Here is a 15250-nt window from a genome sequence, read left to right as displayed (position 1 = left end):
TACGGGTCAGTTGGAAGGAATAAACAATCGAATAAAGGTCATCAAGCGGATGGCGTACGGTTACCGGGATAGCGAATTCTTTTTCATGAAGATCAAGAACGTCTTTCCCGGTAATCCGTGAAGAACCTTTTTTTCGCCTTCAACTTTTGGTTTGCGACGACTGACACGTCTGGATCAAGGGTTCTGGCGATGTCAGGGTTGTCACGCGCAGCGTTGGCGTCTACTCTGGAAATGTATGAATTGTTACGAACAATTTCGGAGGCGCCCGTTTTTGCGGCGCGATACTTCAGGACGAGGAACGAAAGATGTTTTCACATGAAGGTCCCGCGATAGAGCTGTTGCTGTTTATTTTTGGTCTGGCCGGTGTGGTGCTGGTCGTGTGGTTTATCCACCACCAATACGAGCGAAAGAACGGGAAAGGCGTTAAAAAACAACAAAACCGCAGCGAGGGTCGCTCAACGTAAGTGTTTGGCTGCCTGTATCTCTGAGCCAGCCGCGTGCGGCTGGCTTTCATGCAGATCGAAGAAACAAATTTATACATTTAATTGACGCCACTATATCGCCACCTTAAGATCGCCGCCCATTGATGGCACAGAGCCATATAGAGGGATCTTTCAATGTGGCGTTCGTTACACCGGACCGGTCTCAGCCTGCTGTCCGTTTTCTTCTGGCTTACTGCGGCCGCAGCCCCGCAGGACACGCCCGGTGTCACCGACCTGATTCGTGACCGCCAGGACCGTCTGCTCGAAGAACAGCAACGACGCCTCGACGATCTCAAGGACCTGCCCGGTAAATCCGCGGCGTCCAGCACGCCGGCGACCCCTGTCGACAGCCGTTGCTTCCCGATCAAAACCATCGAATTGGCCGGTGCCGATGCGCTGTCCGAAGGCGAGCGCGCCGAGCTGATCAAGCCCTATATCGGCCAATGCCTGGGCGTGCCGCAATTGAACGCGGTGCTCAAGGTCATCACCGACCGCTACCTCGCCAAAGGCCTGGTCACCAGCCGCGCCTATCTGCCGCAACAGGATCTTTCCAGTGGCCACCTCACGCTGCAGGTGGTCGAGGGCAGGCTTGAAGGCTTGAAAGGCGCTGAAGGCAGTGGCATCACCGACCGCCAACTGGCGATGAGCTTCCCCGGCAAGCCAGGCCAATTGCTCAACCTGCGCGAAATCGAGCAGATGGTCGACCAGTTGAACCGCCTGCCGTCCAACCAGGCGCAGATGGAACTGGCACCGGGCAAGACTGTGGGCGGCAGCGAAGTACTGGTCAAGAACACCCCGCAAAAGCCCTGGCGCGTCGGGCTGTCGCGCCACAACGGCGGCCAGCGCAGCACCGGCGAACAGCAGTGGGGCGCCAACCTGGACTGGGATAACCCGCTGGGTCTGGCCGATCAGTTATCCTTGCGCGGCGGCCACGATGCGGTCAGCGATCACCAGCGCACCTCGCGCAACTCGATGCTCAATTACAGCCTGCCGTTCGGCTGGTGGAACCTCACCTATAGCTATTCGGACAGCGAGTACCGCTCGCGGGCCCAGGCCAACGGGTTCAACTTCAAGCAGACCGGCGACAGCCAGAACCACCAACTGCGTCTGGAGCGCGTGATCCACCGCGACGCCCTCAGCAAAACCTCCCTCAGCACCGGCGTGGCCTACCTGCGCACCAACAACTTCATCGAAGACAGCAAGCTGGCCCTGAGCAGCAACCGCCTGAGCGAAGCACAGTTCGGCATCAACCATGGGCGACGCATCGGCGCGTCGTTTCTCAACATCGACCTGGGCATGCAGGACGGCATCGGCGCCTTCGACGCCCAAGCCAACCACAACCCACGGGCGGGCCAGGCCGATGCGCGCTACCGCAAATACACCGCCACGGTGAGTTACCTGTACCCATTCAAGCTGTGGGGCGAGGCCTTCAGTTTCAGCAGCCTGATGACCGGCCAGCACAGCGAAGACGTGCTGTTCAGCCCGCAGCGCCTGAGCCTCGGCGGGCAATCGTCGGTGCGCGGCTACCGCGACCAGATGCTGTCCGGCGACAGCGGCGGCTACTGGCGCAACGACCTGCGCTGGAGCCGCCCGGTGACCTGGGCCTGGCTGCAACCGCTATTCAGCGAGTACGGCACCAGCCTGGGTTACGACCAGGGCGTGATCAGCCGCGACCGCTTCAACGGCGACCAGCACGGGCGCATGAGCAGCAATTCCCTTGATCTGTTTGCACGCGGCAAGAACGTCGCGGCCAGCGTGACCCTTGCACACTCTTTGGAACGACCCGGCGTGATCACCGAACGTGAAGCGCCGATTTACTTCCGCCTGGATTTTTTCCTTTAACACCCTTACCGCCTTCGGGCATCGAGACCTGACATGGATGTTCGCCAGTTCGCCTTCCTCGCGCGCCAACCTTCTGCAGCCCTGAAAACCCGCTCCAGTTTCCTCGGGTTGCCCAAGCGCGGGCTGGCGTTGATCCTGGCCAATGCGATGTTCTGGCAGCCGCTGCTGGCCCAGGCGGACGGCATCGTGGTCAGCGCGCCGGGCACCACGCTCGGCCAGGCGGGCAATGGCGTGCCCATCGTCAACATCGCGGCGCCCAACGCCAACGGTCTGTCTCACAACCAGTTTCAGGACTACAACGTCGGAACCAACGGCGTCATCCTCAACAACGCCACCGACCGCACCCAGGCCACCCAATTGGGCGGACTCATCGTTGGCAACCCGAACTTCAAGGGCAGCGCCGCCAACGTCATCCTCAACGAAGTCAACGGCGCCAGCCCCAGCCAGCTGCGCGGCTACACCGAAGTGGCGGGGCAGTCGGCCCATGTGATCGTGGCCAACCCCTATGGCATCAGTTGCAACGGCTGCGGTTTTATCAACACGCCGCAAGTGACCCTGACCACCGGTAAAGCGGTGATCGACAACGGCCAGGTCAGCCGCTATCAGGTCGACCAGGGCAGCGTCGCCATCGAAGGCGCCGGCCTTAACGCCACCAACGTCGACCAGTTCGAAATCATCACCCGCGCCGCCACCCTCAACGCGCAGATCCAGGCAAAGAAACTCACCCTCGTCACCGGTCGTAACGACGTGGATGCACGCACCCTGAATGCCACGGCGCGCGCGGCGGATGGCAGCGCGGCGCCGGAGCTGGCGATTGACTCGTCGGCGCTGGGCGGCATGTACGTCGGTGCGGTGAAGTTGATCGGCACCGAGGCGGGTGTGGGGGTGCGGCTGTCCGGCGACATGGTCGCAGGCGGTGATATTCAGATCGATGCCGCCGGCAATGTGGTGATGGGCACGACCACGGCTGGCACCGCCGTCGCCATCAAAGCGGCGAGCGTGGAAGCCAAGGGCGCGGTTTACGCAGGCACCGATTTATCGATCAACACCCAGGGCGCCTTGACCAATCAGCACACCCTCGCGGCCAAAGACAGCATCACGCTGGATGCCGGCGGGCGCCTGAGCAACAACGGGATCGTGGAGGCTGGCGTCAACGCTGATAACAGCCGCAATGCCCAGGGCGATGTGCGCTTGATCGCGCAGGCGGTCAACAACAGCGGCAAGACGGTGATCGCCAGCCGTGACCTCAGCGTCAACACCGGCGAACTCGTCAACCAGGGCGGCACCTTGAGTGCACAACGTGGCGCACAGCTGACAGCCACGCAGATCGACAACCAGCATCAGGGCCGAATCCTGAGCGCCGGCAGCCTTGGCATCAACGCCGCGCAGTTGACCAACAGCCAGGGTGGCCTGGTCAGCAGCACCGGCACTCTTTCCGCGAACATCGGCCAACTGATCAACCGCAACGGTGAGCTGTCGAGCCAGGCGCAGGTCACGCTGCAACTCGATGCGCTGGATAACGTGGCCGGCCTGGTGTCGGCCGGGCAATCGCTGAACCTGAACGCGACAGGACTGATCGATAACCAGGGCGGTCGCCTGACCGCGCGCCAGTCGACGCAATTGACTGCCGGCAGCCTGGATAACCGCAACGGCAAGCTGGTTGCCACCGACCTTGTCGTCGGCAGCGGCGCGCTGGACAACAGCGATGGCACCGTCCAGGGCGATCATGCCCTGACCATCACCAGCGCCGCGCTGACCAACCAGCGCGGTACCCTGGCCGCCGGCAGTGCGTTCGAGCTGACTGCCGCCAGCCTCGACAACAGCGCCGGCAAGCTCACCACCGACGGCACATTGAGCGCTGCCATCACCGGCCAGTTGCTCAATCAGGCCGGCCTGTTCGCCGCCAAGGGCGACGCGCGCCTGCGCCTGGGCAGCCTGGATAACCGTCAGGGCACGCTGCTCGCCGACACCCTCACGCTGCAAGTGGCCGGTTCGCTCAACAACCAGCACGGCAACCTGCGCGGCAACGCTCGGCTGGGCTTGAACGCGGGCCAGGTCGACAACAGCGAAGGCGGGCGCATCAGCAGTGGTCAGGTGCTCACTGCCAGTGTCAGCGGCCTGGACCAGCACAACGATGGTCGGCTCTTCGGGCAGGGCGATGTCAGCCTCGACCTCAACGGCGGGCATTTGAACAACCAGGGCGGCCTGATCAACGCTCCCGGCCAGTTGCTGCTGAGCAACCTCGACAGCGTCGATAACCAGGGCGGCGAAATTTCCAGCACCCGGGCGTTCACCCTGGCCGCCACAGCGCTGAATAACTCCAACGCCAGGCTGCTCAGCGAACAGGCGCTGACCCTGCGAATCGCCCGCGCCCTCGACAACACCCAAGGGCTGGTGTCGGCGAAAAGCCTCGATATTCAGGCCGGCAGCCTGGGTAACCAGAGCGGCACCCTCAGCGCCGGCGCAGGCCTGCTCGCACAGGTCGATGCTGCACTGGATAACCGCAGCGGCAAGCTGCTGGCCCGCACCGCGTCGGTCAGCAGCGCGTCATTGGATAACCGCCAGGGCCTGATCCAAGGTGATGCTTCGCTCACCCTCAATAGCGCTGGCCTGCTCGATAACCGTCAAGGCACCTTGTTCGCGGGGCAGGGCGTTGCCATCGGCGCCGGCAGCCTGGACAACAGCGGCGGCAAGCTGACCAGTGACGGGCAATTGAATGCACTGATCAGCGCGCAACTGCTGAACCAGACCGGCCTGTTAAGTGCGATCGGCCAACTGCAGATCAGCGCCGCCAGCCTCGACAACAGCCTCAAAGGCAACCTCTACAGCCAGGCCGGCGTCAACCTGGACCTCAACCACGGTCACCTCAATAACCAGGGCGGCCTGATCCACGCGCCCGGCGCATTGCTGCTGCGCAACCTCAACAGCGTCAACAACCAGGGCGGCGAACTCTCCAGTGCCCAGGCGCTGAACTTCACCGCCGACAGCCTCGACAACCGCAGCGGCAAATTGCTCAGTGAGCAAGGGCTGCAGGTCCTGATCGCCCAGGCGCTGGACAACAGCCAAGGCCTGATCGCCGCCAGCGGCCTGGACCTGCGCGCCAACAGCCTGATCAACACCGCTGGCAAACTCAGCGCGCGCGATGACCTGAGTGCCCACATTGCCACCGACCTGGACAACCGCCAGGGCGAGATCCTTGGCGCTAACACCGCGCTGAGCGGCACGTCGCTGGATAACGGCAACGGTCTGATCCAGGCCGACCAGCGCCTGACCCTCAACCACGCAGGCGCCCTCAGCAACCGCAACGGCCGTCTGCTCGCCGGGCAGGCGTCGGATGTGCGCGCCGCGAGCCTCGACAACACCGGCGGCACCTTCACCAGCGACGGCACCTTGAATGCGTTGATCAGCGGCCAATGGCTCAACCAGGCCGGGCTGCTGGCCTCCGCCGGCCTGTTGCAGGCGAGTGCGGCCAGCCTTGATAACCGCAACGCTGGCCGCATCACCGGCAAGCGTGACCTGGCGCTGACCATCGGCCAACTTGATAACCGCGCCGGCAGCGTCACTGCTGCGGGGCTGCTCAGTGTGGCGGGGACGGACCTGGATAACCGCAGCGGCCTGCTCAACTCGGGCGAGGCCATGACCTTGACGGTCGACAGCCTGGACAACCGTGCCGGTGAAGTGTCCAGCGTCACCGATCTGGCGCTCGATGGCCGCCAACTGGATAACAGCGCCGGCGGCAAGGTACTCACCAACGGCAACATCCAGCTGAACGTCGAGCGCCTGAACAACCAGCTCAAGGGCAACCTCTACGCCAAGCGCAACCTGAACCTGCTGCTCAACGGGCCGCTGCTGAACCAGCAAGGCACACTGCGCAGCGGCGCCGGCCTGACGTTGGACATGAACCACGGCGCGCTCGACAACAGCGCCGGCCTGATCAACACCCCCGGCGTCCTGGTGCTTAAAAACCTTGCCACCGTCGTCAACCAAAACGGCGAAATCTCCAGCGAACACGCATTCGCCCTGGCGGCACAAAGCCTGGACAACAGCAACGGCAAACTGCTCAGCGATCAGGCCCTGACCCTCACCGTCGACCAGGCCCTGGTCAACCTCAAGGGCGTGATCGCCGCCGCCGGCCTCAGCGCCCAGGCAGCCCGGCTGGATAACACTGAGGGCGTGCTCAACAGTACCAAGGACCTCGGCCTGACCGTGGCCGGCGAGTGGCTTAACGGCAATGGCGAAGTGTCCAGCGCCGGTGCCAGCGTGGTCGACGCCATGACCCTGAACAACCGCAATGGACAGGTCATGGGCGACGTCAGCCTCAACCTGACCACCCATGGGGCGTTGCTCAACCAGGGCGGCACGCTCGGGGCCGGGCAGCGCTTGCAGGTCAGTGCCGCGAGCCTGGATAACAGCCAGTCCGGCAATCTGGTCAGCGATGGCAGCCTGACGGTGCAGCTCCAGGGCCTGCTCGATAACCAGGCCAAGGGCCACGTGCTGTCCAAGGGCGACATGAGCCTGACGGCCGGCAGCGTCGACAACCGTGGCGGTGTGCTCAACGGCCGGCAGGCGCAAACCCTCAGCGCACAATCGCTGCACAACCAGGGCGGCCTGATCAGCGCGGTCGGACCGTTGCGCCTGACGCTGGACACCGCAGACAACAGCAAGGGCCGTATCGCCAGCCAGGCCGATCTGGATGCCGCCGTCGGCGTGTTGAACCAGCAGGGCGGCGAATTTGTCGCCCAGGGTAACCTGAGCCTTGCCGGCAACGACCTGGATAACCGCAACGGCGGGCTGGTCGGCGCCACCCAAGCGCTGCAACTCAAGGTTGAACGCGTGGATAACCGCGCTGGGGAAATCTCCGGCCAGCTCAAGGCACAGCTCAGTGGCCAACGCCTGGACAACAGCGGCGGCAAGGTGTTGGCCGGTACCGCGCTGGAGTTGGCGGTGGCCGACGTTATCAACCAGGCCAAGGGGCTGGTGTTCGCCCAGCAGGTCAACCTCAAGGCTGCGCGCCTGGACAACCGCGACGGCACACTGGCCGCCCAGCGGGTGCTGGCGCTGCAACTCTCGGGCGCGCTGGACAACACGCACGGCAAGCTCAGCAGCGAAGGCGTCCTGCAACTGCATGCGCAGCGGGTGGACAACAGCGGCGGCAGCCTGTCCAGTGCCGGCGACCTGACCCTCACTAGCGACGGCGAACTGCTCAACGTGGGCGGCGTGGTGGAATCCGCACAGGCACTTACCTTGGGCAGCGCCAGCCTGGACAACAGTGCCCAGGGCCTGCTGAAAAGCCAGGGCGCCGCCAGCCTGACCACCGGGCAACTCAACAACGGCCTGGGCGGGCGCGTGATCAGCGCCAACAGCCTCGACCTTACGGCCACCGACCTGAGCAACGGCGGGCGCATCGCCAGCGGCGGCGTATTGACCGCGAACCTGGCCAGCCTGACCCAGGCCAGCGGCAGCGAACTGTTCAGCAGCAACCAACTGAACCTTGACCTGCATCAAGGCCAGTTGACCAACGCCGGCGTGATCAACGCGCCGCTGCTGGTGCTGAAAAACCTCGCCAGCGTGGATAACCGCAACGGTGAAATCTCCAGCCAGAACGCCTTCACCCTCGCGGCCCGCAGCCTCGACAACAGCAGCGGCAAGCTGATCAGCAACCAGGCTTTGGCGCTGCGCATCGAGCAGGCGCTGGCCAACATCAAAGGCAGCATCAGCGCGGTCGGCCTCACGGCCCACAGCGCCAGCCTCGACAACAGCGACGGCCTGCTCAGCAGCCGTGGGGGGCTGGACGTCAGCGCTGACGGCCTGATCGACAACCAGCGTGGCAGCCTGATCGGCGACGCCGACGTGCTGTTGACGGCGTCGGCCCTCGACAACCGCGCGGGCGAAATGGCGGGCAAGGCCAAGGTCACCGTCAACGCCGGTCGCATCGACAACCAGCAGGGCCAGTTGCTCAGCACCGACGCCCTGTTGATGACCGCTGCCAGCCTCGACAACCGCAGGGGCCTGCTGGGCGCAAGCAAAACCCTGACGCTGAAGGTGGGTGACGTCGACAACCGCAGCGGTGAGCTGACCAGCAACGCCGACCTTGACCTCACCGGCCAGCGCCTGGACAACAGCGACGGCGGCAAAGTCTTCGCCGCCGCAGGCTTGAGCCTGGTGGTGGAGCAGGTGCTCAACCGCCTGCGCGGCCAACTGAACGGTCAGCGCCTCACCCTGACGGGCACCGCGCTGGATAACAGCGGCGGCAAGCTGCTCAGTCAACAGCCGCTGGTGGTGAACCTCACCGGTGACCTGACCAACCAGCAGGGCCTGCTGAGCAGCGAAGGCTCGCTGAGCGTCAAGGCCCGCAGCCTGGACAACACCCAAGGCAGCCTCTCCAGCGCGCAAACCCTTGACGTCACCACCCGCGCCGATCTGAACAACCAGGGCGGCGAGCTGGTGTCGGACGCCGGCCTGGTGCTGCGCAGCGCCAACCTGGGCAACCAGCAAGGCAGCATCAGCGGCAAAGGCCCGGTCAGCGTCACCACCAGCACCCTTAACAATCAGGCCGGGCGCCTCAACAGCGGCGACAGCTTGAGCCTGGCCACCGGCCAATTGAACAACGGTGGCAGCATCGGCAGCGTCAAAGCGCTGAGCGCCACGGTGAGCGGCCTCGACCAGCAGGCGGGCAAGCTGTTCAGCCAGGCCGGCCTGAGCCTCGACCTGAGCAACGGGCAATTGACTAACCGGGCAGGCCTGATCAATGCCAGCGGCGCATTGCTGCTGAGCAACCTCAACGGCGTCGACAACCAGAGCGGTGAAATTTCCAGCGACCAGGCGTTCACCCTGGCCGCGCAAAGCCTGGACAACAGCAGCGGCAGGCTGCTGAGCAATGGCGACCTGACCCTGCGCATCAGCCAGGCGCTGGCCAACATCAAGGGCCTGGTCGGCGCCGCCAACCTCAACCTGCGCGCCGGCGCCCTGAATAACCAGGGCGGCACGCTCAACGGGCGGGGCGAGCTGCAACTGACCAGTGACGGCCTGCTGAACAACCAGGGCGGCACGCTGTTGGGCGGCAGCCGCGCGGTGCTCACTGCGGCGACCCTGGACAACACCGCCCGTGGCCTGATCAACAGCCAGGGCACCCTGGACCTCGCGGCAGGCACCCTCGGCACCGGCAGCGGCGGCGAAGTGTCGGCCAAGCGCACGCTGGACCTGAAACTCAGCGGCCTGACCCTGAACGGCGGGCAAATCGTCGGCGGCGAAGGCGTGACCCTGGACTTGAACAACACCGACCTGGATAACCGCAACGGCCTGATCGCCGCCCAGGGCGCGCTGGTGCTGAACCGCGTGGGCGAAATCAACAACCAGAACGGCGAACTGTCGACCCGGCAAAACCTCAAGCTGAACCTCAACACCCTGAACAACACCGGCGGCAAGTTGATCAGCAGCCAGTTGCTGTCGGTGAACGCGGCGACGCTGCTCAACCAGGGCGGCCTGCTGTCCGGCTGGCAGGGTTTGAGCGTGACCGGCGGCAGCCTCGACAACCGCAATAACGGCACGCTGTCGAGCCGCAACGGCGCAGTGGACGTGCGTCTCACCGGCGCACTGCTCAACACCGGCGCGGGTGCGCTGGTCAGCCAGGGGCGGTTGGACCTCACCGCTGCCAGCCTGGATAACAGCGGCGGCATTCTTTCCAGTGGCGCAGGGCAACGTCTTGGCGTGAGTGGCGCGTTGAACAACGGCAACGGCGGCCTGATCGACAGCGGCGCCGAACTTGATCTGCAGGCGCTGAGCCTGGGCAACCAGGCCGGCACAATCAATGCGCAAAAAGCCCTGGCCGTCACGGCCTCGGACCTCGACAACAGCGGCGGCACCGTCGCCGGCAACGACCGCCTGACCCTCGACCTGCTGGGCGCGCTGACCAACACCAATGGCAAGCTGGCCAGCGCCGGCCCGCTGCTGTTGCAGCGCGCGACACAGGTCAACAACCAGGGCGGGCAGATGGTCAGCCAGGGCCTGCTGACCCTGCTGGCCGGCGGCCTCGACAACCGCCAGCGCGGCACCATCGCCGCGAAAAATCGCGTGGCGATCAGCAGCACCGGCCTGCTGCAAAACGATGCCGACGGGTTGATCTACAGTCAGGAAGCCGACCTGAACATCAATACCGCAGGCCTCACCAATGCCGGCGGCGCCGTGCAAGGCCAAAGCGGCCTGAATCTCGACATCAACGGCGACATCGACAACCAGGGCGGCAAACTGCTGGCGCAAACCGGCGACACAGTGATCAAGGCCAACACCCTGAGCAACCAGGGCGGTAGCGTGGCCAGCCTGACCGGGCTGGTGGACGCCAACTTGAATGCCAGCTTGCTCAATGGCCTGGCGCAGAACAAGGCCGGTGTGGTGCAGGGCCAGCGCGTCAACCTGGTCGCGCTCACCGTCGACAACGGGCAAGGCCGCATCGCCGCGCAGAACGGCGACGCCGTCATCCGCGCCACGCGCATGCTCAATACCTACGGCGGGCTGTACGCCAAAGGGGCGGTGCTCGTGCGCAGCGCCTCGCTGGACAACGGCAACGGGCAAATCGCCGGCCAGCGCATCGACCTTGGCCTCACCGGGCAACTGAACAACCAGTCAGGGGTGATCGAAAGCGATGAGACCCTGACCCTGCAGGCCAGTGACCTGGTCAACCAGGGCGGCAAACTGCGTGCCCTGGCGCGCAGCGGCAAGACCCAGTTCCAGATCGGCAACCTGTTCGACAACCGCAACGGCCTCGTTGAAACCGCCAACACCGACCTGAGCCTCGCGGCTGCTTCGTTCCAGAACACCGGCGGCCAGTTGTTGCACAGCGGGGAGGGCGAGTTCGATATCTCCCTGCCCAACGTCACCGCCGCCGGCGGCAACATCGTCACCCGTGGCGGCCTGACTCTCAACGCCGACACCTGGACCAACAGCAGCGTAATCCAGGCTGGACGCCTCTACGTCAACGTCGGCACCTTTACCCAGACCGCAACCGGCCAGTTGCTGGCGTCATCGCGCCTGGAAGGCAAGGGCGGCCAGTGGACCAACCACGGCCTGATCGCCAGCGATGGCAGCCTGGGGTTGCAGTTGACCGGTGGCTACGGGGGCAGCGGGCGTATCAGCAGCGTGGGCGCGCTGGACCTCACCGCCGCGCAGTTGACCGTTGCGCAACAGGCAAGCATCGCCAGTGGCGGCAGCAGCCGCATCAGCGTGGGCGACACCCTGGCCAATGAAGGCCGGATCACCTCGGCCACCGACTTGACCGTCAGCGCAGCCACGATCAACAACACCGGCACCCTGGGCAGCACCGGCAATCTGCGTCTGGCCGGCTCGACCCTGTTGAACCAGAACGGCCTGATTTTCAGCGGCGGCGACATGGCGCTGCGGGTCGACACCTTCACCAACCGCTTTGCCGACGTTTACGGCCTGGGCAACGTGAGCATCGCCAGGGATGACAACGACGGTCAGAGCAGCGCGATCAACAACCTGTCGGCGACGATCGAGAGTGGCGGCGACCTGAAGCTGGCGGCGGCGCGTATCGAGAACCGCAAGGATGCGTTCAAGGCAACGGGTGGCATGGTGTCCACCTATATCGGCGTGCAGTGCAGCAGTTGCACCGCGATAGAGCCTAATCGTTCTGTCGACAGTTACCTGGTATGGGTGCAGAACTTCAAATCGCAGATCCTTGAAGATTCGGCAGCGGCGAGCATGACCGCCGGGCGCAACTTCACGGTTACCGGCGGGGACCTGAGCAACAAGAACTCCACCCTCACCGCCGGCGGCAACATCAACTTTGCCCTGCAGAACTTCACCAACGAAGGCGCGTCGGTGGGTGACTACAGCCTTCGGCGCTCTTACACCTACGGTGATCTGAACCCTTACGACCTGTCGCGCTTCATGGTGACGGTGATGAACTACAACCGGGACCATGACCCGTTCTATAACGCGTCTGCGCCCAATATTCATGTCTGGACCAGCGACGGAACCGAATCCATCGTTCGTGTGGGCCACCAGGGGGGGGGTCGCGGAGAGCGAGGCTCTACCAGTTACGGGCCGCTGACACTCACCAACTCGAGCAAGAGCGTCGACCCCAGCACAGGCGCCGCCGACGGTCCTTGGGAAATGGTCGGTGCCCGGCCATTCAACAGCACCACCGTCGGCTCTTCGAGTGCCGCCAATGCGGTGGTTCAAGCCGGCGGCGCCGTGACCATCAATGCCACGCAAAACCTCACCAACAGCGTGGTGCGCCAAAACGTCGCCGTCAGCGGCAATGCATCGCGGGTCGGCGCCACCCAGGTCAGCGGCAACACGGCGGTCATGGTCACCATCAACCGCGAACTGCCGCCCGGCCTTGCCCTGCAACAGGTCAACCCGATTGCCTTGCCTGGCTTCAGCCTGCCCACCGGCAAAAACGGCCTGTTCCGTCTCAGCGGCCAGGCCGCCAACGACAGCCAGGTAAGCGGCGCTACCGGCCCGCAGAGCTGGACCCTGGGCGGCGCCAGCGTCGGCGTGGCGCAACGTCAGCAATCTGCGCCCGTCACATCGGGCCGCAGCTTCCAGATCGCCGATGCCGCGCAAACCGCCGCCGGCGTGCATCAGGTCGTGCTGACCGCCCGCGAAGCCGGTGGCATCAACGCTAACGCCAGCGCGATCAACGTCGCCGGCAGCACCGACAGCAGCGCCTGGCAACCGGGGCGTACCCCGGACGTTGCAATCAACCACGGCAATGGCGACACCACCCAGGTGTCTCGCCCGGACCTCAACGTGCCTGGCCTGACGCCTGCCGCGCGTGACGCCAGCACTCCGATCACCGCGCCGGCGACCACCGCTCAGCCCGGCTTGTCGAACGCGTCTCGCGATACAACCGTCGCCACCACCCGCAGCGCGCCCGTCAACATCCCCGGCGTCACCCCGCAGGCCGTGGACAGCAGCACGTCCGTCGCTACCCAAACCATCAACCGCGTGCAAGGCCTCGCCACCCCGCAAGCCGCCTCGCAACCCCACAAATACCTGATCGAAACCAACCCGGTCCTCACCGACCTCAAGCAATTCGTCAGCTCGGACTACCTGCTCGCCGGCCTCGGCTACAACCCCGACGACAGCGCCAAACGTCTCGGCGACGGCCTCTACGAACAGCGCCTGATTCAACAGGCCGTGGTCGCCCGCACCGGTCAACGCTTCCTCGACGGCCAGACCTCCGACGACGCGTTGTTCCGCTACCTGATGGACAACGCCATCCACAGCAAACAGAGCCTCGGCCTCTCGGTGGGCGTATCACTCACCGGCGAACAAGTCGCCGCGTTGACCCACGACATCGTGTGGCTCGAAGAGCACGAAGTGAACGGCGAAAAAGTCCTGGTGCCGGTGCTCTACCTCGCCAACGCCGACCAGCGCCTGGCCTCCAACGGCGCACTCATCGCCGGCCAGGACGTCAACCTGATCGCTGGCAAAGACCTGACCAACGCCGGCACCCTGCGCGCCAGCAACAACCTCTCGGCCGCCGCCGGCAACGACCTGATCAACAGCGGCCGCATCGAAGCAGGCAACCGCCTGGACCTGCTGGCCGGCAACAACCTCGTCAACCAGTCCGGCGGCGTGATCGCCGGGCGGAACGTGACGCTGACGGCCGTGAAGGGCGATGTGATCAACGAACGCAGCCTCACCGGGCTGGGCATCGGCGAGGACAACCGCAGCTACTTCGGCGACGCGGCCCGCGTGGAAGCGGCCAACGACCTGACGATCAAGGCGGGCCGCGATTTCACCAACAGCGGCAGCGTGCTGAAGAGCGGGGCGGATACGCTGATCAATGTTGGGCGGGATATCAATATTGTCGCCACGCAAACCCTCGATTCCGGCGACGGGGGCATGTGGAAACACACCTCCAACACCACACAAAGCGGCTCGACCGTCAGCGCCGGCCGCGATGTGCAAATGAACGCCGGCCGCGACCTCAACGCCATCGCCAGCGTGATCGACGCCAAGCGCGATATCGGCCTGTCGGCCCGAGAAGACATGAACCTGGCCTCGGCAGCGGACGAGGACCACTCGCTGGCCAAGAGCAAAAAGAAAACCACCCAGGAAGATCACGTCAGCCAGGTCGGCACTGTCGTGAGCGCCGGGGCGGATATCCGCCTGAGCGCGGGGAATGACATGGCGCTGATTTCCAGCCGCGTAACGGCGGGGGATGAGGCGTATCTGGTGGCGGGTGATCGACTGGATGTGCTGGCGGCGCAGGACAGTGATTATTCGTTGTATGACATGAAGAAGAAGGGGAGTTGGGGTAGCAAGAAAACCCAGCGTGATGAAGTGACCGATGTGAAGAATATTGGGAGCGAGATTACGGCGGGTGGAGATGTTTCTCTGATCAGCGGCAGTGGTCAACGTTACCAAGCCGCGAAGTTGCAAAGCGGCGGGGACCTGACTCTGCAGAGCGGTGGCGATATTGCGTTTGAGGGTGTGAAGGATCTGCATCAGGAGAGTCACGAGAAGACCGACTCCAGTTTGGCCTGGACATCAACTTCGATTAAAAGCTCGACCGATGAAACCTTGCGTCAGACCCAGATCACTGCCAAAGGGCAGCTTGTAATTAATGCTGTCGAAGGTCTACATATCGACGTTAAGCAGGTCAATCAGCAGACCGTCACCCAGGCCATTGATGCGATGGTCAAGGCAGATCCATCTCTGGCATGGATGAAAGAGGCAGAAAAGCGCGGCGACGTAGACTGGCGAATGGTTAAGGAGGTACACGAGTCCTTCAAGTACAGCCATTCCGGGCTGGGTGCTGGTGCTCAAATTATCCTCGCTATCGCTTTGTCCTTGGTCATGGGGCCCGCAGGCCTCGGCCTATCCACTACTCAGGCAGCTGTGGCAGTTAGTCTATCCAGCACCGCGATTAACAGTGCAGTTTCCAATAAGGGAAA

General features: G+C 64.2%; 4 protein-coding genes. All 4 read left to right on the top strand.

Features of this window, described 5'->3' with window-relative positions; genetic code table 11:
* Positions 1-121: transposase (locus tag TU79_RS25860; protein WP_211263080.1), on the top strand; the 121-nt coding region annotated here is incomplete at its 5' end.
* Positions 122-305: 184 nt separating this feature from the next.
* On the top strand, positions 306-464 hold the full coding sequence (locus TU79_RS26390) for a hypothetical protein (RefSeq protein WP_169793821.1): 159 nt from the start codon (positions 306-308) through the stop codon (positions 462-464).
* A 153-nt stretch (positions 465-617) separates the two neighbouring features.
* Positions 618-2324 carry a ShlB/FhaC/HecB family hemolysin secretion/activation protein gene (locus tag TU79_RS24690; RefSeq protein WP_057010406.1) on the top strand — a complete coding sequence of 569 codons (1707 nt, stop codon included), beginning with the start codon at positions 618-620 and terminating at the stop codon, positions 2322-2324.
* A 33-nt stretch (positions 2325-2357) separates the two neighbouring features.
* Positions 2358-15250 (top strand): two-partner secretion domain-containing protein (locus TU79_RS26185; RefSeq protein ID WP_057010405.1); only part of this gene is annotated, 12893 nt, incomplete at its 3' end.

The sequence above is a fragment of the Pseudomonas trivialis genome (assembly GCF_001439805.1).
Taxonomy (GTDB): domain Bacteria; phylum Pseudomonadota; class Gammaproteobacteria; order Pseudomonadales; family Pseudomonadaceae; genus Aquipseudomonas; species Aquipseudomonas trivialis.
Note: the sequence above shows the minus strand (reverse complement) of the source record. Positions and strands in the feature narration are given on the sequence as shown.

Coding starts and splice junctions, on each gene's coding strand:
- TU79_RS26390 (WP_169793821.1), top strand. CDS start 306: ATGTTTTCACATGAAGGTCCCGCGATAGAGCTGTTGCTGTTTATTTTT.
- TU79_RS24690 (WP_057010406.1), top strand. CDS start 618: ATGTGGCGTTCGTTACACCGGACCGGTCTCAGCCTGCTGTCCGTTTTC.